Raw genomic sequence first — 24,351 nt, 5'->3', positions numbered from 1 at the left:
GAATATATCGAACGTAACCTGAATTATATCAGCGATTATTGAAATATATCGAACGTAACCTGAATTATATCAGCGATTATTGAAATATATCGAACGTAACCTGAATTATATCAGCGATTATTAGAATATATCGACTTACCGACAAAAACTGACAAGAATATCGGCCGGATAGCGAGAGGTTGTTGCTCGCACCAATCGGGGTAAATAAATAACCGTAGAATTATGGGCCACCATAATTCTACGGTTATTTTAATCTTATAAAAACGTTCTCTGTACTTTTTCCCAGAAAGAGTTGTTTTTTAATTTAACTGTTTTAATTTGTTTATCGCTTAAGCGTACAACAGCTTTTTCCACTTGTTTAATGCTAAGCGCTTCATTATCCATACCGATAACAGGATAATCGTTACCGTCTGGTCTTAGTTTTAAAGTTAATGTACGTTCGTGATTTAAAATGAACGGTGAACCAAGTGTACGGTATGTGTTGTTATTTAAAGATGCTAATTCACTTACTTGGAAGCAAGGGATAAGCGGGTCAACAACTGCACCACGTAACGATTTATTGTAAGCTGTACTTCCTGTTGGAGTAGAAACAACTAAACCGTCACCTCTAAATGTTTCGAAATATAAATTATCAACGTGAACATCTACAACGAACGTTTTAATAATGCTAGAACGTAATGAGAACTCATTTAAACAATGGAAAGATGTGCTACCATCTACATCTACCTCAATTGTTGGATATTTTCGCACTTCAATTTCATTTTTTGTAATTTCTTGAAGGGCTGTATCAACGTGATCAATATGGAAATCGCAGTAGAATGAAATTTCATCTTTCGTAGAAATCCCTGCGTATAAACAATCTTCCCTAAAACCAGTTTTACGAACGGCTTGTAAGAAAGTTGCATCATCTCCAACACTGACGATAGCGTTTGCATTTTTTGGATGATCTAATATGGTAAATCCATTCTCTTCTAAAATACGATAGATTGGTTTCATTTTTTCAACGAGCTTTGCTTTGTCATCACCATAAAAGAAAAATAAATTGCGACGATCTGCCATTATGTATCCCTCCACTGCAGTTAAATTTTCTATGCTTCGTGCTACATATCATTAGAGTCCGTTCCCTGATGATATGTTCAAATAATATATTTCGATATAAATTGTCAAAATACCTTTTTATTTTTAGAAAAATTTTTATATTCAATCTTATGAAACGCTGTTTAATGATGAATAAAGTTGTCGATAATGGGTACGGAGTGAAAGGATGATACGTATGAAGTGGCTCATAATTGGAATAATAATTCTTCTCCTTTTTATTTTGTTTATACTATTGTCGAAAATAAAGCTTAAAGTGACATTTTTATATTCAGAAATGGAAAAGCAATGTTTGCTTCAAGTGAAAATATGGATGATCCGATATACATTTGATGTGTTGGAAAGAATTGAAAAACAGCAGAAGAAAACAGGACAAAAAATCGAAAAAGCTGAAGAGGACGGCGGACTTGATAATAAAATTATGGCACAACTTGATAGTATTGGGGAACTGATAAAAAAGCTGCAAGAAGTTCATACTATCGTTAAAGATTTTCTCAAACGAGTGAAAATCAATGGTTGGAAATGGCATACGCAAATTGGAGCAGGCGACGCAGCTAGTACTGGAATTGTCACCGGATATGCATGGGGGACAAAAGGAATGGCTGCTGGAGTTGTAGGACAATATATGCATATTGTCGACGTACCAGAATTTGAAATTACTCCTGTTTTTCAAGGGAAAGGATTTGCATCAAGATGTGAGTTAACAGCATCTTTTCGTATATTCCGTACTATAAAAACAGCGGTGAAATTACTCGTGTTTATGAGAAGACAAAGATCTGGTACGACAGAAAAATCTGTTCAAGCATAGGGGGGATATAGAATGGACCATCCAATTCAAGGTTTAATGACAACTGCAATGCAGCATTTAAAACAAATGACTGATGTAAATACAATTGTGGGCGATCCAATTAAAGCGGCAGATGGAAGTGTAATTCTTACCGTTTCAAAAGTTAGCTTTGGATTTGCTGCTGGTGGAAGTGAATTTGGTAAAGTAGAACATTCAGGCCGTCATCCATTTGGCGGGGGAAGTGGTGGAGGAGTTTCTATTAATCCTGTTGCTTTTCTTGTTATAAATGGAGATGGTGTGAAAGTGTTACATTTAGATAAGCAAACACACGTCATCGATAAAATAATTGAATTAGCGCCACAAGCTGTTGATAAAGTGAAAGAAATGATGGATAAACGAAAAGAAGATGATCCTGAATTTCAAATTTAACGAATAAAGAAGCTGATCAATGGATTGGCTTCTTTAATTTTTTTGTAAATAAAGCGATTTTATTTGCATTATCGATAGGGACAAACTATCATTTACATTGTACATATTTTGTTTAAATAAGGGAGGATTTTCAAGTGGCAAACGTAACTTTTAAAGGTAACCCAATGACTTTAGTTGGAACAGAAGTTAAAGTTGGCGATCAAGCGCCAAACTTCCAAGTGTTAGCAAACGACTTATCTCCAGTAAGTTTAGAAACATACAAAGGCGAAGTGAAATTAATTAGTGTTGTACCTTCAATCGACACAGGTGTGTGTGATGCACAAACACGTCGTTTTAACCAAGATGCAGCAGGTATTGAAAACGCGAAAGTATTAACAATTAGCGCTGACTTACCATTCGCTCAAAAACGCTGGTGTGCAGCAAACGGTTTAGAAAATGTTGTTACACTTTCTGACCACCGCGACCTTTCATTCGGTGAAGCTTACGGCTTAGTAATGAAAGAGCTTCGTTTACTTGCTCGTGCAGTATTCGTAGTAGATAGCAATGACAAAGTAGTTTACGTAGAATACGTAAGTGAAGGTACAAGCCATCCAAACTATGAAGCAGCATTAGAAGCAGCTAAAGCTGCAAAATAATGCAAAAGAAATGACCTCTTATAAAGAGGTCGTTTTTTCTCATATATTGCTCTGTAACGGCATCGATATATGAGAAAAAACGTTATATCATATATAACTGAAAGGGGAGCTCTTTGTAGGAGGTCGCTTTTTCTTTTTGGAAAAAAACACTTTGTGGTATGATATAAGTTATGTGTAAAAGAGAGAAGGAGGAATGTACGTGAGTCAGACAGTAGAAACTTTATTTTCTATTTTTGATTCTTCTGCGGTAGTTTTACGTAAAGAATTAGATGTAACATATTTAGAGGCGCTTGTAGAAACAGGGGATAACTTGTTTGAAGGAGCGATTTTACAAGAGGAATTATCAGAATCAGCAATTGAAAGGCTGAATCGTGAATATAGTACGTTTAATGAAGAAACATATAAAGGTGAAGAAATTCGTAAAGCATTTCAGTTAGCCATCTTAAAAGGAATGAAAGAAGGCGTACAAGCGAATCACGAAATGACACCTGATGCAGTTGGTATGTTCATGAGCTACTTATTCCATAAATTTATGCAAGGTCAAAATGAAATTGCTGTCTTAGACCCTGCAATTGGAACAGGTAACTTAATGACTACCGTATTTAATAGCGCCAAAGAAGGACTAGCAATGAGTGGATTTGGTGTAGAAGTGGATGAAGTGCTAATTAAACTTGCCTTAGTAAATGCGAATTTACAAAAGCATGCAATCGAATTCTTCCATCAAGATGGACTAGCACCGCTTTATATTGATCCAGTTGATGCAGTTATTTCAGACTTACCGATTGGCTACTATCCAAATGAAATCGGTGCAAGTGAATATAAATTAAAAGCAGATGAAGGAATGTCATATGCCCACCACCTATTTATTGAACAAAGTGTGAAGCATACGAAAGAAGGCGGCTACTTATTCTTCCTAGTACCGAACTTCATTTTTGAAAGTGATCAAGCACCGAAATTACATGCATTTATTAAAGAAACATGCTTTATTCAGGGGTTATTACAGCTACCTGTTTCCATGTTTAAAAACGAGAAAAATGCAAAAAGTATATTTGTTCTCCAAAAGAAAGGCCCTAGTGTAACGATGCCAAAACAGGCATTATTAGTGGAGTTACCTAAATTCTCCAACATGAAGGCGATGGAGGACATTATGGACCAATTAAATACTTGGTTTGCAACGCATAAATAAGGCTAGGTATATGTAACAGGGTTAGTAATTCATGTAGTACAGTTTTATATGATATGTCATATTTTTAAATATATACAAGATTTAACTGAATTTTTTTGAAATCTGTAATATATTTTTTTTCTTGGTGTTACAATTTTTTCACTTGAAATATATGTCGTACGATGTTTAAATTAAAATCGTGAGTATAAAATTTGCTAATGATGAAACGTTTTCATATTTAGTAAATTTGATCAGATAAAATCGAGCGGTTTGTGGAAACATCCACACAACTACCAAGAGAAAAAGGGGCGAAAGACTAGATGTCAAAAATCATCGCGATTAACGCAGGAAGCTCTTCCTTAAAATTCCAATTATTTGAAATGCCAAGTGAAACAGTATTAACAAAAGGTTTAGTAGAACGTATCGGTTTAGAAGATAGTATCTTCACTATTACTGTAGATGGCGAAAAACAAAAAGAAATTACAAACATTCCAGATCACGCAGTAGCAGTTAATATGCTTCTAAAAAAATTAACTGAAAACGGAATCGTTAAATCTCTAGATGAGATTGGCGGTATCGGTCACCGTGTTGTTCACGGCGGCGAAAAATTTGCTGACTCTGTTCTAATTACTGATGAAGTATTAGCTGATATCGAAGAATTAAGCGATTTAGCACCACTTCATAACCCAGCAAACGTTGTTGGTATTAAAGCATTCCAAGAAGTATTACCAAACGTACCAGCAGTAGCAGTATTCGATACAGCATTCCACCAAACAATGCCGGAATCTGCATTCCTATACAGCTTACCATATGAGTACTATGAAAAATTCGGTATCCGTAAATACGGTTTCCACGGAACTTCTCATAAATATGTAACTGAGCGTGCGGCTGAACTATTAGGTCGTCCACTTGAAAGCTTAAGCTTACTTTCTTGTCACTTAGGTAACGGTGCAAGTATCGCAGCAGTAGAAGGCGGTAAATCTATCGATACTTCTATGGGCTTCACTCCACTTGCTGGTGTAACAATGGGTACACGTTCTGGTAACATTGACCCTGCGTTAATTCCATACATCATGGAAAAAACAGGCCAAACAGTAGAAGAAGTAGTTAACGTATTAAACAAGAAGAGTGGTATGTTAGGTCTTACTGGTTACTCTAGTGACCTACGTGACATCATTGCGAAAGAAGAAGAAGGCGATCACCGTGCGAAAGTAGCACTTGATGTATTCGTAAGCCGTATCCACAAATACATCGGTTCTTACACTGCTCGTATGAAAGGTGTAGACGCAATCATCTTCACAGCTGGTGTAGGTGAAAACAGTGCGATTATTCGTGAACGCGTATTAGAAGGCCTTGAATACATGGGCGTATACTTCGATGCAAAACGCAATAACGTATTCGGTGAGGAAGCATTCATCAACTTCCCACATTCTCCAGTAAAAATTATTGTAATTCCAACTGACGAAGAAGTTATGATCGCTCGTGACGTACTACGTCTTGGAAACATTGGTTAATATATGAAAAGAAAGACGAGATCCTATAGGATTTCGTCTTTTTTCTTTTGGATATAGTTTAAAATTCCATTTGGATAGAGTACTTTCTTCTTCTGAATGAATGCTGTAATGGGGATCCACTTCGCATACGATACTGTTTGCTCATCTTGTATATTCACTTTTTCCATTTCATATAGTGATTTGTCTAATAAGCGTAAAGAATATAGTTGAATGATTTCATGAGCAATTTCTCCATCAAGATGAAAGATGTTTTCTAAGCAACCTAAATAAGCAGTGATTTCCACTTCTGTATGAAGCTCTTCTTGAAATTCACGAATAACGGTATGTGCTGATTTTTCACCAAATTCAATTGAACCGCCAAGAGGCCGGTAATATGTTTCATCGTCTGTATGATATTCTTGTACGAGAAGCCGCTCGTGATGTAAAGCAAGACTGAAAGCTTTTGCACGTGGATACATATACAATCACTCCTTATTTATCCCGCTTTAACGGGCAGTAAGACCCCCACCTCAAAATTCAGCGGAAGCAAAGAAGTTAGGTGGGGGTCGGGCTGTCCGTAAAAGTCCGATTGGTGAGGGCTGATTAAAGTTTCACTTTATTTTGTATAAGGATGATTATAATGTATTGCGTAATAAAAGTGTCGTGTATTTAAGAATGTGGTCGAATTACAATGCCATTAAATAAGTCATTCCAAAATGCTTCATTGTACTGAAATACATCCATAATAGGACATTTTATAACGCAAATATTTTGCAATCCCCAATCTTCTTCCGTAACAGTTGGTACATCTTCAGGAATGAGTAATAGGACAGAGAATGTATGTGTAACGATTTGAGATAAAATGTGTTCCAAGGAACGTGCTTCTTCGTATGTTCCTCCAGTTCGAATAAATAATATGGATTGTGCTGTGTCAATTGTAGTTAGAAAACGATTAATTCGGTGCTCATAATTTAACTTAATTTCTGTATAAGAAGGCCAAGAAGTTGGTGTGTTTACATCTGTTTTAAAGTCGTGGCAGGAGTCGATTTCATATAGATTGTCCCGTAGTCTTAATTTCGCATCATCATCCCAAAATGAGATGAAGGATAGGTTTTCTAACTGTAAAAAACGGTCGAATCGATTTTGTAATAATATATTCACCTTTTCTAATGATGGGCTTAGCATAAAATCAATAACGCCAAAAAATGGCGATAATTTGAATTGATATAACGCCCAAGCAGGCCAGCAGTTTTGTCCTAAACTGAATACTGCATGATATTCTTTTTTTATATCGGATAGATTCATGTGATTTATCTCATCCTTTTTGTTAATATTTTATGTCACTAAAAGTGGTATGTGAATAAAGATAGACAAGCATATTTGCAAAGAATAAGCAGAAATATGTTACAATAGAAAAAAATCGAACGAGGTGGTTGTTACGATGCGATCGAAGCGAGAACAAGCCATTTTAGACAATATAAAAGAATGGGAATCGCAATTAGTTGAGCAAGAAGCGACTGATTTTCAAAAACTGTTTGATAAATGGGTACATAATACAATTGCGAAACTACCTGAGAAAAAACGAAAAGATTTCTTTACGAAAGCAGATGGATGGCTCTTTCATTTGCATGCATTGATTCAAAGTTCACAATCACAGTTAGAGGCGCGTAATCGTATTTTAGGAACATCGAGATTATTTGATGAATCGATTGAGCAACTAGAGGATTTAAAAGCATTATCTATCGATCAATTAACATACATAGCAGAGCAGCAAACAGCACGCCATCGCCTATATTCATTCGTACAAGGCGGAGCAACGGGTGCTGGAGGTTTATTATTATTAACAGCTGATTTTCCGGTTATGATTGCGTTAAATGTGAAGGCTGTCCAACTTATTGCAACGTCATTTGGGCATGATGTGAACAAGCCTTATGAAATGATGCTTGCGTTAAAGGTATTTCATGCGTCATTACTACCAGGAAGACTTCAGCAATACGCATGGTACAATTTACTGCAAGAGCTAGAACAAGAAGATTCCTTCTTCTACGAAGGAGATGAAGCGGTGTTACAACCAGCTTCGACTGAAATTATTTTAAAACAAATTTTGAAAACATTTTCGATTTATGCTCTTCGTCGTAAATTATTCCAAGGTATTCCGGTAATTGGAATGGCAATCGGGTCTACAGTGAATTATCGTTTAACAAGAAACGTTACTGAATTTGCAAATAGATTTTATCAAGTGCGCCACATAGTCGAGAAGGAAAAAAGAGCATAAAAAAAGCGAGAGGCCGAAGCCTTTCGCTTTTTTAATTTGTTGCATGCTTTTTGGACATTGGAATAGATACTGGCTGCTTTTCTTCTGCTTTTTCTGTTTTTGGATAATAAATTAAATCCAATGTTTTTGCCTGTACGGCAATCGAAAGAATAGTAAAAGCAATTTCTGTCCAATTTAAATAATATAATGAAAGCGCAAGAACAATCGCGTCAAAGACGAAGAAAATTTGCCCAATTGTAAAACGTGTTTTTTTACTTAATACAATTGTTAAAATATCGTCTCCACCGGTTGCACCGCCAAATCGCAATATAAAACCGAGTCCAATACCAGCTAACGCACCGCCAACTACTGCAGCTATAAATAAATTGTTTGATAAATCGACCGTAAATGGAGAATAATTTTCCATAAGAGAATAAAATACTCCGAATGAAATTGAACCTAAGAATGAATAGCCAACCATTTTTCTACCTAACAATGAAGCGCATAGTAGAATAATTGGGATATCCATCATTACAGTTGAAATAGATGGTGAAATATCATAAAAATTTTGGATGAATAGTGCGATACCTACAAAGCCACCTTCTGTTAAGTGGTTTTGGAAGTGAATGTGATATAGCGCTGCTGCTAAAATAAATGAACCGATTAAAACCATAAAAACTTCTTTAATAATTTGTCGACTTTGGATGTTCCTCATCGTTATTCCTTCTTTCCGTAGTTAGTAGTCCTTTTTTGTGTTGTAAACTAACTACGAGCTCACATGTAGCTTCAGTTAGTTTACGAAAAAACTAACTACGCTATATGTCGCTGAAGAAATAACGAATAATCCTCTCGTCCATCAATTCTCCCTACTTTCGTTTTAGTTTAAGTCTTAAAACGACTAAACAAAACGTGGAGTAGGATTCTTCATTTAGCAATCCTGCTCTTCTTTGTTTTGTTTAGCTAGTAACAATTAAGCCCTAAACAAAACGCTATGTGTAAGAAGAGTCTTTTTTTTGCCAAATTATCCTTCGGGCAATCATAATTTCCCCACTCTCGTATTTTTTTCGCTAGACTAAAGTATCTGAGCTGGAAAATACGCTACGTGTATGATTCGTCAATACGATGCCACATGCTCCTTCGAGCGATCATGATATCAAAATCCCTTCCTTCAAGATTTATATTATTATATCATACTTTCAAAAAATGTATGCGGATGGAAACCGACAATAAACGGAGGAAATCTACAAAAATTGTTATGTTTAAATATTTTTGTAGAAAAGCCTAAGTTATTTCGCAGAATTGGACAGTTTTTAACGGGTTGTCCAATAAGTAAGAAAAATCGGTTTTATTCAGTTGTATCCTTTTTATCTTTAAAAAACGCATCCCAGCTAATCACACTTAAAAAAGTTAAAGCGATAATAACGAAAGCGCGCATAAGTGTAAGGCCTCCTTTTGTACATAGTATATGAATCATTTACTTTATAATGTGTCATTTTTTTACAAGTTTTAACTATTATGAGAGTATATTAATATAGACAGATGAAGAGGAAAGTGAGAATATGCTAAAAGACATGTTTAAAAGAAAAGAGTTAATATGCGTTTCATGTCAGAAAAAGATTCAATATGAAGAAGAGCTTGTTGCTTTTGTAAAGTTGCCGAAAGAAAGAAGTATATTAGTTGGTCCATTTGATGTGTGTTTGGCAAAAACAGCAAAAGAAATATATTGTAAATCGTGTTACGACAAAAAAGCATGACCCAAAGTAATTGAGGGGCATGCTTTTTTTATTGGTGTGCTTTCCCCTCAGATACATTTTGAGTGAGTCGATACCAAAGCCAAAGGTCATTAATGATGGAAGCGAGATCGGCAATTTCTGAATTCAGTTTGCAAGAAATTTCGAAGTCTTCTTCGTTATTTAAATGATGCTGTTTTGCATTAATATAATGTTCGAGTTCTTTTATACGATCAGGAATCTTTCCGCGAACTTGTTCCCATTTTAATAAAATCGCATGTTGCATTTTTTCGGGGATATCTTCCCAGTCTTCTTGTAAATGCGGAATTTCAATTCCGAGATGTTCATCGTATAAGAAATACTTTTCCATAAGTTCACCCCCGTTTTCCTGCTTATATTGTACAAAAAAACAGAAAGAAGTTCGACGAAATTGTTTGAAAAAATTTGAAAATGACTCTTGATACATTTTGTAAAAGGTGTTAAAGTGTGAATTATTATAAAAGAAAATGAATATTTATTCTTTAGGGGGATGCAAAATGGAGAAGAAAAAAGTTGTATTAGCATATTCTGGAGGCCTTGATACTTCCGTTGCAATTAAATGGTTACAAGAGAAGAATTATGATATTATCGCGCTTTGTTTAGACTTAGGGGAAGGTAAAGACTTAGCATTTGTAAAAGAAAAGGCACTTTCAGTAGGTGCAATTAAATCATATATGATTGATGTTCAAGAAGAATTTGCAAATGAATATGCATTGATGGCGATGCAAGCGCACACGTTATACGAAGGGAAATACCCTCTTGTTTCAGCGTTATCACGTCCGCTTATCGCGAAGAAATTAGTAGAGATTGCAGAACAAGAAGGAGCGACTGCAGTGGCACACGGATGTACAGGGAAAGGGAATGATCAAGTTCGTTTTGAAGTTTCTATTCAAGCGTTAAATCCTTACTTAGAAGTGATTGCGCCTGTACGTGAATGGAAATGGTCACGTGAAGAAGAAATTGCCTATGCAAAAGAAAACGATGTACCAATTCCGATTAATTTAGACAGCCCATTTTCAATCGATCAAAACTTATGGGGACGCAGTAATGAATGTGGCATTTTAGAAGATCCATGGGCAGCACCGCCAGAAGATGCATATGAGATGACATTAGCATTAGAAGATACACCGAATAAACCAGAGTTTGTAGAAATCGGCTTTGAAGCAGGCGTACCGACGACTTTAAATGGTACTGCATACCCACTTTCAGAACTTATTAAAACGTTAAATGCACTTGCTGGAAAACATGGCGTTGGACGTATCGATCACGTAGAAAATCGTCTTGTTGGTATTAAATCGCGTGAAGTATACGAATGCCCAGCAGCAATGACATTAATTACGGCGCATAAAGAACTTGAAGATTTAACACTCGTAAAAGAAGTAGCACATTTTAAACCGATGATTGAGCAAAAAATAACAGAGCTTATTTATAACGGTTTATGGTTCTCGCCTTTAAAACAAGCGCTGAATGCTTTCTTACAAGAAACGCAAAAGAATGTAACAGGCATGGTGCGTGTGAAATTATTTAAAGGTCATGCAATTGTAGAAGGACGTAAATCTGAATACTCTTTATACGATGAAAAATTAGCAACATATACTGCTCAGGATGAATTTAATCATGATGCAGCAGTTGGATTCATTTCATTATTCGGTTTACCGACGAAAGTATACAGCCAAGTGAATCAAAAGAAGGTGGAAGCGTGAGCAAACTTTGGGGCGGACGTTTTACAGAAGAAGCGGAAGCATGGGTTGAAGAGTTCGGAGCATCCATCTCCTTCGATCAACAATTAGTAAATCAAGATATAAACGGAAGTATTGCACACGTAACGATGCTAGCAAAGCAAGGCATCGTTACGAAAGAAGAAGCAGAGAAAATAAAGATAGGTCTTCAATATTTATTAGAAGAAGCGAAACAAAATAAATTGCATTTTTCCGTTGAAGCGGAAGACATTCATTTAAATATCGAAAAGATGTTAATTGAAAAAATCGGTGAAGTAGGCGGGAAACTTCATACTGGCCGAAGTCGTAACGATCAAGTAGCGACAGATATGCACTTATATTTAAAAGAAAAAGTAGAGCATATTATAAAAGCTACAAAACAATTGCAGACGGTTCTTGTTCATCAAGCAGAAAATAATATTGAAACGATTATGCCTGGCTATACGCACTTACAGCGTGCTCAGCCAATTTCATTTGCGCATCATATTCTCGCTTACTTTTGGATGTTAGAGCGCGATGTGAATCGTTATGAAGATTCGTTAAAGCGTATTAACATTTCGCCATTAGGAGCAGGAGCGTTAGCTGGGACAACATTCCCGATTGACCGAGAATATAGTGCGGAGCTTCTTGGATTTCATGGAATCTATGAAAATAGTTTAGATGCAGTAAGCGATCGCGATTTCATACTGGAGTTCCTCAGTAACTCATCTATGCTTATGATGCACTTATCACGCTTTTGCGAAGAACTTATTTTATGGAGTAGCCAAGAGTTTCAATTTATTGAAATGAGCGATCAATACGCAACGGGAAGCAGCATTATGCCACAAAAGAAAAATCCAGATATGGCGGAACTTATTCGTGGTAAAACAGGCAGGGTGTACGGTAATTTATTTAGCTTACTTACAGTAATGAAAGGATTGCCGCTCGCTTACAATAAAGACTTGCAAGAAGATAAAGAAGGAATGTTTGATACAGTAAAAACAGTAGAAGGATGCCTTCATATTATGGCAGGCATGCTAGAGACGATGACTGTCAACAAAGAAAAAATGGGGCAAGCTGTAACGCAAGATTTCTCTAACGCAACAGAAATTGCTGACTACTTAGCAAACAAAGGACTACCATTCCGTCAAGCTCATGAAATTGTTGGAAAGCTAGTGCTGCACTGTACACAAAAAGGAATTTATTTAGTAGATGTACCACTTGAAACGTATAAAGAAATGAGCTCGTTATTTGAAGAAGATTTGTATGAAGTGCTGTCACCATATGCAGCTGTAAAGCGTCGTAACAGTGCTGGTGGAACAGGATTTGAACAGATTGAAAAGGCTTTGGAGAAGGCGAAGGGATTAACGAAAGAAGTTATCAAGAATTGAGTTAAAAAGTACGCCAGTCTGTTAAAGTCTGGCGTACTTTCTTTTTTACTAGTATTTAAGTTATGATATAGTAAAAAAGAATAATTTAGGGGAAGTCTATGAAAAAAATAATATTTATCGTTTTACTGTTAATTAGCTTAAGTGCAAATGTTAAAGTGTTTCTCCTAGACAAATATATCTTTGTTGGTGAACAAGTAAAGCGAGAGGAAGCGATTCTTGCAACGATGTGGCACTTGCAAGAAAAAGGATATAAAGAAAGTGATATTTCGTACATAAAACCGGCCTTTTATAGTAAAATCGGTTCTTACGGTATGAATGTACAGTTTAAAGATGAACCAAACGAATCATATACATATAGAGTTTTGAAAGATGCGAAAACCAATAAAGTAACTGTACACCAAGATAGCAATGAGCCAGGTGGTATGGGCGGGAAGCATCAAGAGCTTAAATAAAGAAAGAAAAACGACTGATGGCATTCGCCTGCAGTCGTTTTCTTTTAATCATACTTATGTCGATCTTCCGTAATTCGAATATACTCAATATCCATTAAATCTCGCAGTAATGCACCATTACTTAGCTCAATTCCATGTGTTTCTCTAAAATGTGCGCGAATTGTATCTAACATTTCGATTTCTTTCCCATTCACATCTAAAATAATACGTTCAGAATCATCCATGTAGCACCCTCCTTTTCTAAACATATATATTTTGTCCGTTTATTTCTAAAAAATGTATGTTAATGTAATGTTAGGAAATAAGAAAGGGATGGAAAATGAGACGTATTTATTTTATAGGGTTAATTTTGTATACGCTAATTGTATTGCACGTTGCATTCCCAAATATCTTTTCATTTGAGGATGTAGAAACAGTACATATCGGGATATTTATCTTTATTCTATTTGTAGTAGACTGCTGTATTTCGATATGGCTTTCGAAAAGAAAACATGTACAAGATAAAAAAGAAATGGAACGAAAAAAGAGAAAACGTTCATTTTGGATAACGACGTATTGTTTTTCTTTAGTGATTGCCGCTGCTTGTTTTAGTGAACATATTCCAATAGAAAGATTAAATATTGGATTTGGAGCGTTCGTATTTGCATACTATTTTTTCATGCATTTTCTTCCTTATATGAAAGAAAAGCGAGGAGAAGAGGAAGATCCGCTTGTAGAAGAAGCGAGAGAACAAGAGCATAAGAGAATAGAAGAAGATATACAGAAACTTGGGGAACAAAAATGGTATTTGAAATCTAAAATTATATATGTTCTTTGCTTTATTACGCCGCCAATCGGTTATTTGTATGTATTCTGCCTTCGTAAAAAAATGACAGAAGATGCAAGGCAATCTTATTTAACAGTAGCTACGATTATGATGGCATTATGGTCTTTGAAGTTTCTTCCGCCTTATGTGTTGGCGATCGTTATTGTTGTTGTGGTTTGTTTTGTGTTTATAGTAAAGTATGTGAAATAAGTTGTAGTTATATAGACTACAGCTATATAATTATAATCGCAATAGTTTTATATAATGATATTAAAAAGGAGATGCGGTATGAGTTTAATTAAATTAGTAACTAAAGCAGCCGCTAAAGTTACAGCCGAAGTAGTGGGCGGTGCGATAGAAGCAGTAGGAGAAGTTACGAACAGTAATTTCATAAAGGATGTTGGAAAAGGTGTTAATAAAGCTACTGTGAAAACTGGGGAAATCGTTGGGAATCTTGCTGATGGGACGTATGATGCTATAGGTGGTCTTATTACAGATGATAAACAGCAAGCGAAGCGAGGATACGAAGAAATACTTGGAACAGTTCAAGATACAGCAACGACAATTGGAAAAGGGATTGTACATGTTTCGGAAAAGGGAGTTGAAACTGTACAAGCAATAAGAGAAGGAGATACTGATAAAGCAATAGAAGCAGGGAAAGAATTAGCTAAAGTTGCAGCTGTAGGCGTCTTCTCAGTTGGAGTTATTGATATAGTTGATGGTGTGGATGGAATCGCCGACGGAGTAGAAGGTGATAGTGTAGCACAAGCATCAGCTCCAGAAGTAATGGATGCAGAATATCCAGCGGAGGAAAACCCGAATACGCATCATGTAACACCCCATGAAAGAGTTTTACCTGACGGGAGAACAATATGGGTAGATGGTGATGGCGATACGAGTGTACATACACAAGGTGGCTGGGAACAGCATAATCCAGATTACAGAATTCCAAAAGTATAAATGAAAATAGGGTAAATAAGAGAAGCCTCTTATTTATCCTATTTATTTTTATAAATTAAAGCTCACCTTGCTCCTCATCACCACGAACAACAAGGACATCGCATTTCGCATAGCGAATAATATGTTCAGAGACGCTACCAATTAGGAAACGCTCAACAGCATTTAAACCAGTTGCACCACACATAATTAAATCTACTTTATGATTTGGAGCGATTTCTTTTGAAATTTTTGATTTAGGATTACCAAATTCTAATACAGTTTCAATTTTTTCAAGGCCAGCTTCAAGCGCAGTTTTTTTGTAGTCTTCTAATAAGTCTTCTGCAAATAGATTTGCACGTTCAGCAATTGCACGGCTATAAGCTTCTACTGCTGAGTATGCTTTTACATCAACGATATGAGCAATAGTTAATGTTGCATTGTTGCGTTTTGCGACTTGAATTGCTTTTTTAAAGGCTTTTTCTGCTTCTTTAGAACCATCCACCGCGATTAAAATATTTGTATATGTATTATTCATAGTAAATTCCTCCCAATCATTTTTATTACCGTTTACAACTTTATTATAAAACAAATTTTGGTAATGCGCTTGCCAGAAACGTTACAGAATTTCGAAAACTCTGTTTTGATTCATTTTAGTTGTAATTGGTGCGAGAACTTGTTACATATGAACTATAGCAATTTAAAAGGGGGCCGTTTTGTGAGACACGCGCTCATTACAGCCGGTACGAAAGGTTTAGGAAAGCAAGTAACAGAAAAATTATTGGCTAAAGGCTATTCAGTAACAGTAACATATCATAGCGATATCACGGCTATGGAAAAGATGAAAGAAACATATAAAAATATGGAAGAGCGTCTACAATTCGTGCAAGCGGATGTCACGAAAAAGGAAGATTTACATAAAATAGTAGAAGAAGCGATAAGCCGTTTTGGCAAAATCGATTTCTTAATTAATAATGCTGGTCCATATGTATTTGAACGAAAAAAGTTAGTCGATTATGAAGAAGATGAATGGAATGAAATGATTCAGGGTAATTTAACAGCGGTGTTTCATTTGTTGAAACTTGTCGTTCCGATTATGAGAAAACAGAACTTTGGCCGTATTATTAATTACGGATTTCAAGGGGCGGATAGCGCACCGGGATGGATTTATCGTTCAGCTTTTGCCGCAGCGAAAGTAGGACTTGTTTCATTAACGAAAACAGTTGCTTACGAAGAAGCTGAATATGGTATTACTGCAAACATGGTATGTCCTGGTGATATTATTGGTGAAATGAAAGAAGCGACGATTCAAGAAGCACGTCAGTTGAAAGAACATAACACACCAGTTGGTAGATCTGGAACAGGTGAAGATATTGCAAGAACGATTGTGTTTTTATGTGAGGACGATTCCGATATGATTACCGGTACAATTATTGAAGTGACTGGTGCAGTTGATGTTATTCATAGACATCGATAGAGAAAAATAAAGAGAAGTTTCGAATAATTGGACAGTTTATCCTTTATGCAAAGAGGTGCGGATAATACTGTCCTTTAATATAAAATTAAATCTATCGGAAAACTTGTATTATTTTTTGTCAAATATTGAGATATTATGTTAAAATATAAGAGCGTAGAAAGCGCTTTAAAAAATGATTCAGGGGTCATTTCATAACTCAAGGGGGAACTAATAATGCGTATCGGTATTCCAACAGAAATTAAAAACAATGAAAACCGCGTGGCAATGACGCCAGCGGGAGCAGTACATTTAGTACAAAATGGTCATGAAGTTTTTGTTCAAAAAGGAGCAGGTTTAGGATCTGGCTTTACGGATGAAGAATACGTACAAGCTGGTGCGAAACTTGTTGAAACTGCTGAAGAAGCATGGAATCAAGATATGGTTATGAAGGTAAAAGAGCCAGTAGCAAGTGAATACGGCTATTTCCGTGAAGGTTTAATTTTATTCACATACTTACACTTAGCTCCAGAACCAGAATTAACGAAAGCATTAATTGATAACAAAGTTGTATCAATTGCATACGAAACAGTACAATTAGACAATCGTTCATTACCATTACTTGCACCTATGAGTGAAGTAGCAGGTCGTATGTCTGCACAAATCGGTGCACAATTCCTTGAGAAAAACAAGGGTGGTAAAGGTATTTTACTTGCAGGCGTTCCAGGGGTAAAACGCGGCAAAGTAACAATTATCGGCGGTGGTCAAGCTGGTACAAACGCAGCGAAGATTGCAGTAGGTTTAGGTGCAGATGTAACAATCATCGACTTAAGTGCAGAACGTCTTCGTCAACTAGATGACATTTTCGGTAACCAAGTAAAAACGTTAATGTCTAATCCATACAACATCGCAGAAGCCGTAAAAGAATCTGATCTTGTTATTGGTGCAGTATTAATTCCAGGTGCAAAAGCGCCAAAACTTGTAACAGAAGAAATGATTCAATCAATGGAACCAGGTTCTGTCGTTGTAGATATCGCGATTGACCAAGGTGGTATTTTTGAAACAACTGACCGTATTACAACTCATGACAACCCAACTTACGAAAAACATGGCGTTGTTCATTATGCAGTTGCTAATATGCCAGGTGCGGTTCCACGTACATCAACTCTTGCATTAACAAATGTAACAGTACCATATGCAGTACAAATTGCGAACAAAGGCTACAAAGATGCTTGCTTAGGCAACACTGCATTACTAAAAGGTATTAACACATTAGATGGATACGTAACATTCGAAGCAGTTGCAGAAGCTCACGGTTTACAATACGCTGATGCGAAAGAGCTTCTTGAAAAAGCTCCTGCTTTATCATAATTAAAATATATGTAGCCTTCCTTTTTTTAGGAGGGCTTTTATTTAAAATAAAAACATCTTATAATATATATAATAAGAAATTAGGATGATAATGGGAGGCACGACATGGGGTATATTTATGATATTTTGTCATTTGTTTTGCTTATAGCAGGAATTATTACAATGATTTTAGGTAAAAAGAAGAATAATCCGAAACTAAGAGGTATTGGTATTGGAATTGTAACCGCAGTACTTATTATTGGATTGCCTGATTTTGCAAAAGGTTATATGAAAGGTGTACTTTCTGCTGGAGATAGTACATTTCCGATAAAATAAAAAAAAGATCTTTAATTTTTCTTATAGTTAGGAAAGATTAGGGATCTTTTTTGATTTCAGAATATGGGATTTTTTTCTTGTTAGTAAAATACCTCTTATGCTAATTTTAAGATAAGTATATAAAGGGGTGTAAAGGGGAGAGATTCTATGGGGAAAATAAATTTAATAGAGCTAACAAAAGACATTCAAGAGCAACATAAAAACTTCGTCGTTTCAAATGTAAATAGTCATTGCTTACGAATCGCTGTGTTTACTGGTGAATATGATTGGCACTATCATTCTAATTCAGATGAATTATTTATTGTGTTAGAGGGAGAATTACTTATTGATTTTGAAGATGGAGAAACAGCGGTATTAAAGCCGAATGATTCTATTTTAATTCCAGCATGTACGATTCATAGAACGAGAGCATTAAAGAGAACGGTAAATCTTTGTTTTGAACATATAGAGGCGGATACGATTAAAGTGGAGCAATTATGAAAAAATTATCTGTAGCTGAGTATAGAAAAATCCTTCCGATTTTAGAAAGCCATACAAAAACGACGACGTTTGCTTATGCGGTATGTGATCAAGTGATAGATGGTGATGTTTTTGTAAACGAGAAGTTAACAGCAGGGCTAATTCGTACAGCGAATGGCATTTATTATTTATTTGGTCATACGGATGATCAAAATTACAACGAAGATTTATTTTCTTTTATAAAAAAGGCTATTGAAAAAACAGAGAAGAGATTTACATTGTTCTCTTCGAGTGACGAGTGGGAAATGATGATAGAAGAACGTTTTAGTCATGTACTTCGAAACATCCCGCGAATGAAGTTTCAAAGCGTAATCTTTGAAGAGAGAAAACAAGATTGTAACAAAAATACATATGAAGTGAAGCGTATTGATAGAAGATATATAGAACGAAGCAGTGAATTTACAGAAGAGTACTACAAAGAATATTGGGGATCAAAAGAAACATTTTTAAACGATGGTTTTGGATTTTGTATAGAACTAGAGGGAATGATTGTAGCGGAATGTGTTTCAATATTTCGTGGGAATGGATTTGCTGAAATTGATATTGTGACGCATAAAGCATATCAAGGGAAAGGATTAGCCCAAGCGGTTGCAACACGGTTCATTGAACATTGCATACAAAATGATATTATACCGTGCTGGGATTGTTATGTAGACAATATTCCTTCGCAAAAATTAGCTAGTAAATTAAGTTTTTATAATCCAATAGAATATAGCTTGTTTGTACGGAAGAAAACGGGGGAATAAAAATGAATGTGGAGTTAACGAGATTTAAAGTGAAGCCTGGTAAAAGTCATCGTGTAGATGAATGGATGCAGCTTCTGAATGAAAATATGAAAGAAGTACTTTTGACATTAAATGACGAAAAGATGTACGTTGAGACAATTTTCCGGGAAATAAGAGATGGAGAAGAGTACTTATATTGGTATTCTGTGCAAGGAGAAGGCGGGGCTCTTGTCGAAAATTCTCATCATGAAATTGATAAAAAGCATTTGGAATTTTGGTATGAATGTATCGATGAGGAAGTCCCCTCTGTTGATATGAAAACAGAAGTCGTTATGATTCAAGATATTGTGAAGGACGCGATGAAATAATAGATTGGTATTTTATAATCGTAAAATGGTCATCTTTTTGGTTGGAATATATATTATTGGAGATGCTGTAGGATGAGAATTAGTAATAAATATATCACTCTCGATGAAATAGAAGTAATAAGAGAACCTTTAAATAAATTGCATGAATATCATAATAATACATCAAAACATTTTTCTGGTGACTATCCAAGAATGTCATTTGAGGAACGTATTGAAAATTATAAACAAAATTCAAAGTACGGAGAGTATAGAATTGAATTATTAGTTGAGACGGAAACAGATAATATATTAGGATGTTGTATAGCATATAGCAAAAGTGTAAACGGAAAGATTGAAGTTTTATTCGTTGATGAAAAACACCGAGGAAACGGATTTGGTTTGAAATTAATGAATAGTGCAGTGGAATGGTTTAAAGCGAAGAAGATAGATGAAATTGAATTAACAGTAGTGTACGGAAATGAAGCTATATCGTTTTATGAAAAGCTGGGGTTTTATCCTCGTTCAATTATTATGGCAACTAAGTCATAGATAGTATGGAGAGAGATGAGTAAGAGTTTTTATTTCAAAAAATGATTTATATGTTACTAAAGTATATGTGAAAGGCGCATCAAAATAGATGTGCTTTTTATTATGATAAAAATGTAGAAAAGCTGTATTTGGATATCTTTAAGTGAAGATAAAAGTGGGATATTAAGAATCTTTTAGGACAAACTATAAAGAAATAAAAAACAGAAAACCAAAAGACCTACCAATATACGGTATAGTCGTAACAGGCAAAACAGAGGATTTACAAAGTTTACAAGGAGCGCCATATATTAAAGCGGCTGTTAGAGGTGTAACAGTTGAGAAATATTAATTACAGTCTATTAATGTGAATAATCAGAAAATTTATGTTATACTATATGAAAAGGAGGTTTATATGAGGCAAATACATGGAGCAATTTATATTTACATAACAATGTTTTTCGTGGCGATATCTTATGGATTAGGGCACGTGTATTCGCATCCTATACTAACTTTTTTAAGCGGAGCATGTATGGCGTTTGCGCTTCTTGTCCACCTTTTCTCAGTTTGGATTGTGAAATTTCAATTAAATATTAGTGAAATAGAAGAAGGCACTTTTTAAGTGGCCTTCTTTTTTTAATAATATTTTGGAAGTTCTTGTAGCAATGTTTCAACTTCACATTCAGTTTCTTCACATATAGAAAGCTTGCGCAGTCTGAAAAATAAGCTGCGTAAGAAAGATTTTATATTTCCGTATAGAAACTCGTACGATTCAATATGTAATGTTTGTTTTTGAACGGGTAATTGAGCTACTAAATCACGAAGGGCTGATATGAGTGCTTCTTCCTTTAAGCCATTTTGTAGCATTGCCACAATCGGATAAACGAGACGCTCGTCTTCTTCATATTTGTAGTAAATAGAATGGACACAGACTTTGTTTAATAAAGTTTGTAATATTTCTTCGTAATGTAAAGTTTCCAGTTTAGGACTACGAACAAGCGCTTCAAATGTATCGGAAGCATGAGCGATACTATGTGCCCAGCCGTGGTTTTGCACATATCCCCGGAAATCATGTTCGTTGTTCATATATAGAATTAGTTGATCTTTTACATTTGAAATATCAGTCTGTGATAAGAAATTATGATTTGTATCAGCATCAATAATGAGGGCAATTAATAATGTTGTAAATGCACGGGTAAATACCGCATCTTCATCAGCCGAATGAATCTTATACAATAAATATTTTTCACTGATGCTTTCTAATAGTAGTTTCTGTAATTGCGTGTGTGAAAGGTATTCCTTTTTGATGAGATGATAAAAAGTAGAGTAAATAAGTTTGTCTCTTAAATAGCTATCAGTAACACCGATATGTTCAAGCATATTGGAACTTAAAGAATCAATGTTAACTTTGTTATCCAGCATGTAATTATTATTACGAATTTCTTCTAACTGTTGTTGTAACATATAAACCTCCTGTTTTAGAAAATTCTGTATTTTAATAGTATAATAGAAGGAAGAAATAGACAATAAATAAGTGCATTTGAATGGAGGGGCATGATGAAGAGAGCATTATTCTTTTTCATTAGTATTTTCTTTTTAGGAAGCTGCTCGATTTGGTATGTTACTTTTTCTAGCGAGAGCAAAAGTTGGACGGGACAATATAAAGGCCATATTAAGGATGACAGTGAAGATGGAATGTTTACATTTCGGTATAAGGGCGGAGATGGAAATACAGAATTTAAAAATTTAGAGATTGCTATTAATGGAGCCTTTAGCACAATGACACAAACGTCAGAAAATCATAAAGGAGCAAAGATTGAAATGAAGTCTTCTTGTGTAAGTTGTGCGCCTCTATCTAAAGATGAACCGATAGAGATTGTGATTAAATGGGATGATAAGTATGAAGAGAAGATGGTGTTAAAGCGGAAATAGAAAAAGGCAGCACTTACGCTGCCTTTTTTATTATTTTACAAATTGTAATTCTTTCGGGAATTTCGTTAAAATTTCTGATCCGTCTTTTGTGATATAAATATCATCTTCAATACGAACACCACCTACGTTTGGTACGTAAATACCTGGCTCGATTGTGAAGACCATACCTTCTTTTAATGGAGACTCGTTACCAGCTTTTACATCTGGATATTCATGTACGCTAATTCCAAGTCCGTGACCAAGACGGTGCGGGAAGAAGTCGCCGTAACCTGCATCTGCGATAACAGAACGAGCAGCGTTGTCGATTGCACCAAGTGTAACACCTGGTTTACATGCTTCAACTGCTTGTAGTTGTCCAGCAAGTACAGTGTTGTAAATACGAGTTTGCTCTTCAGAAATGTCGCCAAATGCCACTGTACGTGTAATGTCAGAGCAATAACCATCTATGATTACGCCTAAATCAAATAGTACGAAATCGCCGCGTTTCATTTTGTTTGCACCTGGAATACCGTGTGGAAGAGCAGAGTTTGCACCTGCTAATACCATCGTATCAAATGACATTTTATGTATGCCTTTTGTTTTTAATTCGTGTTCAATAATTGCTAATACTTCTAGTTCGCTACGATCTTCTTTAATTGCATTTACACCAACTTCAACAGCATAGTCTGCCATTTTAGCTGCTTCGCGTAAAATAGAAAGTTCTTTTTCGTCTTTAATTAAACGAAGTTCACGAACTTTTTCCTCAGCTGACGTGAAAGCTGCATTTGGGAATAATTTTGTTAATTCTTCGTAGCGCTCTACGTTTAAATGTTCTTTTTCAATTGCAACTGCATTTGCATTGATACCGCGGTCTTTAATTGCTTTTGCAATCATATCCCATGGTCTGTCAGTATCAGTAAATCCGATAATTTCATGTGCCCAGCCAGCGTTACGTGCTTGGCCTTCTTCCATTTTAGGGCAAATTAAAATAGGTTCTTTTTCTTGGAATACAAACATACCAAGAAGTCTTTCGTGTGGTTCACAGTGGAAGTTTGTCATGTAGAAGACGTTTGGTGTAGAAGTTAAGAACGCAGCTTCTACGTTTTTTTCTTTTAGCCATTGCATTAAATTTTCTAATCTAGCATTCATCGATTGGCACCCCCGAGATATTTAATTACAAATATAACTTTAACTCGGAAGAAAGCGTTATGACAAGTAAATCGATGTTAGAAAAGACAGGGAATTGAAAAATCATGTAGAATAAAAAGTGAGAATGTAATAAGGGGAGGAATGTAATAATGAAAGTATCTTATCACGGGCATTCAGTTGTAAAGATTGAAACGAATGGAAAAGTAATTTTAATTGATCCGTTTTTAACAGGAAATCCAAAAACAGATTTAAAGGCTGAAGATGTAAAAGTAGATGCGATTCTTTTATCACACGGTCATGGTGATCATGTTGGAGATACAGTAGAACTTGCGAAGAAAAATAATGCAGTTGTAGTGGCACCGTTTGAACTAGCGACATTTTTAAGTTGGCAAGGTGTAAAAACACATCCGATGCATATTGGTGGTTCACATGAATTTGACTTCGGAAAAGTGAAGTTTACACAAGCATTCCACGGTTCTAGTTATATTGATGAAGAAAATAAGACGATTACATATACTGGTATGCCAGCGGGTATTTTATTTACAGCAGAAGAGAAGACTTTGTACCATGCAGGGGATACTGCTCTATTCTCTGATATGAAATTAATTGGGGAATTAAATAACATTGATGTAGCATTTTTACCAATTGGTGATAATTTCACAATGGGACCAGAAGATGCTGTTTTAGCAGCAAAATGGGTTCAGGCGAAAACTGTTGTACCGATGCATTACAATACGTTCCCGGTTATTGAACAAGATCCATATCAATTTGTAGAAAAGCTACAAAATTGTACAGGGAAAGTATTAGAAGCTGGAGAAAGTATTACACTATAGAAAAGAAACCCTTCATTTGAAAAGACAAGTGAAGGGTTTTTTACGTGTGTAGGACAGCTTGTAAAGGTTGTACTTGTTTTGATGATTCTTTTCTTTTTGGAAGTGGCTGTTCAGGTGTTTCATTCAATTCCATTGCAACTTTTTTCCCGTCTACGAAAGCTAACAATACAGCACCTACAACTTCTAATAATTTTTTCATCATGTATCCGCTCCTTTGTTTCATTTCTTGTCTTCATTGTATATGGAAGTGGCTGGACAAACTATCGAACGAGATGACAATACCATTACATTGTTG

General features: G+C 35.5%; 32 protein-coding genes and 1 pseudogene. 23 read left to right on the top strand and 10 right to left on the bottom strand.

Annotated elements, in window-relative coordinates; all coding sequences use genetic code 11:
• Positions 1-255 precede the first annotated feature (255 nt).
• Positions 256-1,059: an NAD kinase gene (locus ACTFNE_RS04705; protein ID WP_000785171.1), complete on the bottom strand. Its 804-nt coding sequence runs from the start codon at positions 1,057-1,059 to the stop codon at positions 256-258.
• A gap of 205 nt (positions 1,060-1,264) precedes the next feature.
• On the opposite strand from ACTFNE_RS04705, the gene ACTFNE_RS04700 reads away from it, so the two are divergent.
• The 5 genes from ACTFNE_RS04700 (at position 1,265) to ackA (ending at position 5,625) form a co-directional block, all read left to right on the top strand.
• On the top strand, positions 1,265-1,903 hold the full coding sequence (locus ACTFNE_RS04700; protein ID WP_046198173.1) for a DUF2953 domain-containing protein: 639 nt from the start codon (positions 1,265-1,267) through the stop codon (positions 1,901-1,903).
• A 12-nt stretch (positions 1,904-1,915) separates the two neighbouring features.
• Entirely contained in the window at positions 1,916-2,311 is a 396-nt protein-coding gene (ytfJ, locus tag ACTFNE_RS04695) for a GerW family sporulation protein (protein ID WP_000350003.1), read from the top strand.
• 134 nt (positions 2,312-2,445) lie between these two features.
• Positions 2,446-2,946 carry a thiol peroxidase gene (tpx, locus tag ACTFNE_RS04690; protein ID WP_000024528.1) on the top strand — a complete coding sequence of 167 codons (501 nt, stop codon included), beginning with the start codon at positions 2,446-2,448 and terminating at the stop codon, positions 2,944-2,946.
• Positions 2,947-3,145: 199 nt separating this feature from the next.
• Complete coding sequence (locus ACTFNE_RS04685; RefSeq protein ID WP_000084359.1) at positions 3,146-4,132, top strand: class I SAM-dependent methyltransferase; 987 nt, start codon at positions 3,146-3,148, stop codon at positions 4,130-4,132.
• A 299-nt stretch (positions 4,133-4,431) separates the two neighbouring features.
• A complete protein-coding gene (ackA, locus tag ACTFNE_RS04680; protein ID WP_000034576.1) occupies positions 4,432-5,625 on the top strand; it encodes an acetate kinase in 1,194 nt (397 codons plus the stop codon).
• Positions 5,626-5,648: 23 nt separating this feature from the next.
• On the opposite strand, the gene ACTFNE_RS04675 is transcribed toward ackA, so the two are convergent.
• A complete protein-coding gene (locus tag ACTFNE_RS04675) occupies positions 5,649-6,083 on the bottom strand; it encodes an NUDIX hydrolase (protein ID WP_270706376.1) in 435 nt (144 codons plus the stop codon).
• Between the two features lie 190 nt (positions 6,084-6,273).
• A complete protein-coding gene (locus tag ACTFNE_RS04670; protein WP_001053723.1) occupies positions 6,274-6,909 on the bottom strand; it encodes a DUF1796 family putative cysteine peptidase in 636 nt (211 codons plus the stop codon).
• Between the two features lie 136 nt (positions 6,910-7,045).
• Between ACTFNE_RS04670 and ACTFNE_RS04665 the strand changes: the two genes are divergently transcribed.
• Positions 7,046-7,879: an EcsC family protein gene (locus ACTFNE_RS04665; protein WP_001256869.1), complete on the top strand. Its 834-nt coding sequence runs from the start codon at positions 7,046-7,048 to the stop codon at positions 7,877-7,879.
• A 31-nt stretch (positions 7,880-7,910) separates the two neighbouring features.
• On the opposite strand, the gene ACTFNE_RS04660 is transcribed toward ACTFNE_RS04665, so the two are convergent.
• On the bottom strand, positions 7,911-8,573 hold the full coding sequence (locus ACTFNE_RS04660; RefSeq protein ID WP_001244531.1) for a YitT family protein: 663 nt from the start codon (positions 8,571-8,573) through the stop codon (positions 7,911-7,913).
• A gap of 844 nt (positions 8,574-9,417) precedes the next feature.
• Here ACTFNE_RS04660 and ACTFNE_RS04655 point away from each other — a divergent pair.
• Positions 9,418-9,612 carry a hypothetical protein gene (locus tag ACTFNE_RS04655; RefSeq protein WP_000910277.1) on the top strand — a complete coding sequence of 65 codons (195 nt, stop codon included), beginning with the start codon at positions 9,418-9,420 and terminating at the stop codon, positions 9,610-9,612.
• A gap of 28 nt (positions 9,613-9,640) precedes the next feature.
• On the opposite strand, the gene ACTFNE_RS04650 is transcribed toward ACTFNE_RS04655, so the two are convergent.
• Positions 9,641-9,958: a hypothetical protein gene (locus ACTFNE_RS04650; RefSeq protein ID WP_000417212.1), complete on the bottom strand. Its 318-nt coding sequence runs from the start codon at positions 9,956-9,958 to the stop codon at positions 9,641-9,643.
• A 166-nt stretch (positions 9,959-10,124) separates the two neighbouring features.
• On the opposite strand from ACTFNE_RS04650, the gene ACTFNE_RS04645 reads away from it, so the two are divergent.
• From ACTFNE_RS04645 to ACTFNE_RS04635, 3 genes are all read left to right on the top strand, one after another.
• Complete coding sequence (locus ACTFNE_RS04645) at positions 10,125-11,330, top strand: argininosuccinate synthase (RefSeq protein WP_000412314.1); 1,206 nt, start codon at positions 10,125-10,127, stop codon at positions 11,328-11,330.
• The gene (gene argH, locus ACTFNE_RS04640; protein WP_270706377.1) at positions 11,327-12,715 is read left to right on the top strand and encodes an argininosuccinate lyase; all 1,389 of its coding nucleotides are present in this window, start codon (positions 11,327-11,329) and stop codon (positions 12,713-12,715) included. The genes ACTFNE_RS04645 and argH overlap by 4 nt, the downstream gene beginning before the upstream one ends.
• A 98-nt stretch (positions 12,716-12,813) precedes the next feature.
• Positions 12,814-13,167 carry a DUF3139 domain-containing protein gene (locus ACTFNE_RS04635; RefSeq protein ID WP_061132057.1) on the top strand — a complete coding sequence of 118 codons (354 nt, stop codon included), beginning with the start codon at positions 12,814-12,816 and terminating at the stop codon, positions 13,165-13,167.
• A gap of 44 nt (positions 13,168-13,211) precedes the next feature.
• Here the strand turns inward: ACTFNE_RS04635 and ACTFNE_RS04630 are convergent, their stop codons facing one another.
• A complete protein-coding gene (locus ACTFNE_RS04630) occupies positions 13,212-13,391 on the bottom strand; it encodes a hypothetical protein (RefSeq protein ID WP_000342755.1) in 180 nt (59 codons plus the stop codon).
• A gap of 95 nt (positions 13,392-13,486) precedes the next feature.
• On the opposite strand from ACTFNE_RS04630, the gene ACTFNE_RS04625 reads away from it, so the two are divergent.
• Together ACTFNE_RS04625 and ACTFNE_RS04620 are read left to right on the top strand one after the other, a co-directional pair.
• Positions 13,487-14,182, top strand: coding sequence for a hypothetical protein (locus ACTFNE_RS04625; RefSeq protein ID WP_046198168.1), 696 nt, complete (start codon positions 13,487-13,489; stop codon positions 14,180-14,182).
• A gap of 78 nt (positions 14,183-14,260) precedes the next feature.
• On the top strand, positions 14,261-14,932 hold the full coding sequence (locus tag ACTFNE_RS04620; RefSeq protein WP_046198167.1) for a hypothetical protein: 672 nt from the start codon (positions 14,261-14,263) through the stop codon (positions 14,930-14,932).
• 55 nt (positions 14,933-14,987) lie between these two features.
• On the opposite strand, the gene ACTFNE_RS04615 is transcribed toward ACTFNE_RS04620, so the two are convergent.
• Positions 14,988-15,446, bottom strand: coding sequence for a universal stress protein (locus ACTFNE_RS04615; RefSeq protein WP_001066673.1), 459 nt, complete (start codon positions 15,444-15,446; stop codon positions 14,988-14,990).
• A 147-nt stretch (positions 15,447-15,593) separates the two neighbouring features.
• Here ACTFNE_RS04615 and ACTFNE_RS04610 point away from each other — a divergent pair, with 147 nt between their 5' ends.
• The 9 genes and pseudogenes from ACTFNE_RS04610 (at position 15,594) to ACTFNE_RS04570 (ending at position 20,785) form a co-directional block, all read left to right on the top strand.
• Positions 15,594-16,385, top strand: a complete 792-nt coding sequence (locus ACTFNE_RS04610) for an SDR family oxidoreductase (protein ID WP_046198263.1) — start codon at positions 15,594-15,596, stop codon at positions 16,383-16,385.
• Positions 16,386-16,598: 213 nt separating this feature from the next.
• Positions 16,599-17,732, top strand: a complete 1,134-nt coding sequence (gene ald, locus ACTFNE_RS04605; RefSeq protein ID WP_001219405.1) for an alanine dehydrogenase — start codon at positions 16,599-16,601, stop codon at positions 17,730-17,732.
• Positions 17,733-17,837: 105 nt separating this feature from the next.
• Positions 17,838-18,047: a hypothetical protein gene (locus ACTFNE_RS04600; protein WP_000540687.1), complete on the top strand. Its 210-nt coding sequence runs from the start codon at positions 17,838-17,840 to the stop codon at positions 18,045-18,047.
• Positions 18,048-18,194: 147 nt separating this feature from the next.
• A complete protein-coding gene (locus ACTFNE_RS04595; RefSeq protein WP_270706379.1) occupies positions 18,195-18,527 on the top strand; it encodes a cupin domain-containing protein in 333 nt (110 codons plus the stop codon).
• On the top strand, positions 18,524-19,312 hold the full coding sequence (locus ACTFNE_RS04590) for a GNAT family N-acetyltransferase (protein ID WP_270706381.1): 789 nt from the start codon (positions 18,524-18,526) through the stop codon (positions 19,310-19,312). Before ACTFNE_RS04595 ends, ACTFNE_RS04590 begins: the two co-directional genes overlap by 4 nt.
• Positions 19,313-19,314: 2 nt before the next feature.
• Positions 19,315-19,659 carry a DUF6176 family protein gene (locus ACTFNE_RS04585; RefSeq protein WP_270706383.1) on the top strand — a complete coding sequence of 115 codons (345 nt, stop codon included), beginning with the start codon at positions 19,315-19,317 and terminating at the stop codon, positions 19,657-19,659.
• A 72-nt stretch (positions 19,660-19,731) separates the two neighbouring features.
• Positions 19,732-20,187 (top strand): GNAT family N-acetyltransferase, encoded by a 456-nt coding sequence (locus tag ACTFNE_RS04580; RefSeq protein WP_088668385.1) that lies wholly within the window; start codon positions 19,732-19,734, stop codon positions 20,185-20,187.
• Positions 20,188-20,322: 135 nt separating this feature from the next.
• Positions 20,323-20,515, top strand: a pseudogene (locus tag ACTFNE_RS04575) (anti sigma factor C-terminal domain-containing protein); the annotation flags it as partial.
• 63 nt (positions 20,516-20,578) lie between these two features.
• Positions 20,579-20,785 (top strand): hypothetical protein, encoded by a 207-nt coding sequence (locus ACTFNE_RS04570; RefSeq protein ID WP_001248905.1) that lies wholly within the window; start codon positions 20,579-20,581, stop codon positions 20,783-20,785.
• 14 nt (positions 20,786-20,799) lie between these two features.
• On the opposite strand, the gene ACTFNE_RS04565 is transcribed toward ACTFNE_RS04570, so the two are convergent.
• On the bottom strand, positions 20,800-21,627 hold the full coding sequence (locus ACTFNE_RS04565) for a DUF2785 domain-containing protein (RefSeq protein ID WP_046198165.1): 828 nt from the start codon (positions 21,625-21,627) through the stop codon (positions 20,800-20,802).
• Positions 21,628-21,717: 90 nt separating this feature from the next.
• Between ACTFNE_RS04565 and ACTFNE_RS04560 the strand changes: the two genes are divergently transcribed.
• On the top strand, positions 21,718-22,095 hold the full coding sequence (locus tag ACTFNE_RS04560; protein ID WP_002022511.1) for a lipoprotein: 378 nt from the start codon (positions 21,718-21,720) through the stop codon (positions 22,093-22,095).
• A 30-nt stretch (positions 22,096-22,125) separates the two neighbouring features.
• Here ACTFNE_RS04560 and pepQ read toward each other — a convergent pair whose 3' ends face one another.
• Entirely contained in the window at positions 22,126-23,223 is a 1,098-nt protein-coding gene (pepQ, locus tag ACTFNE_RS04555; protein ID WP_000994042.1) for a Xaa-Pro dipeptidase, read from the bottom strand.
• A 149-nt stretch (positions 23,224-23,372) separates the two neighbouring features.
• Here pepQ and ACTFNE_RS04550 point away from each other — a divergent pair, with 149 nt between their 5' ends.
• Positions 23,373-24,056 (top strand): metal-dependent hydrolase, encoded by a 684-nt coding sequence (locus ACTFNE_RS04550; protein ID WP_000868938.1) that lies wholly within the window; start codon positions 23,373-23,375, stop codon positions 24,054-24,056.
• Positions 24,057-24,096: 40 nt separating this feature from the next.
• Here the strand turns inward: ACTFNE_RS04550 and ACTFNE_RS04545 are convergent, their stop codons facing one another.
• Positions 24,097-24,255 (bottom strand): hypothetical protein, encoded by a 159-nt coding sequence (locus ACTFNE_RS04545; protein ID WP_162200387.1) that lies wholly within the window; start codon positions 24,253-24,255, stop codon positions 24,097-24,099.
• Between the last annotated feature and the right edge of the window lie 96 nt (positions 24,256-24,351).

It is taken from the genome of Bacillus cereus group sp. MYBKT111-2 (genome assembly GCF_051915205.1).
GTDB lineage: Bacteria > Bacillota > Bacilli > Bacillales > Bacillaceae_G > Bacillus_A > Bacillus_A paranthracis.
The sequence above is the reverse complement of the archived record's forward strand: the minus strand, read 5'-3'. Positions and strand labels throughout refer to the sequence as shown.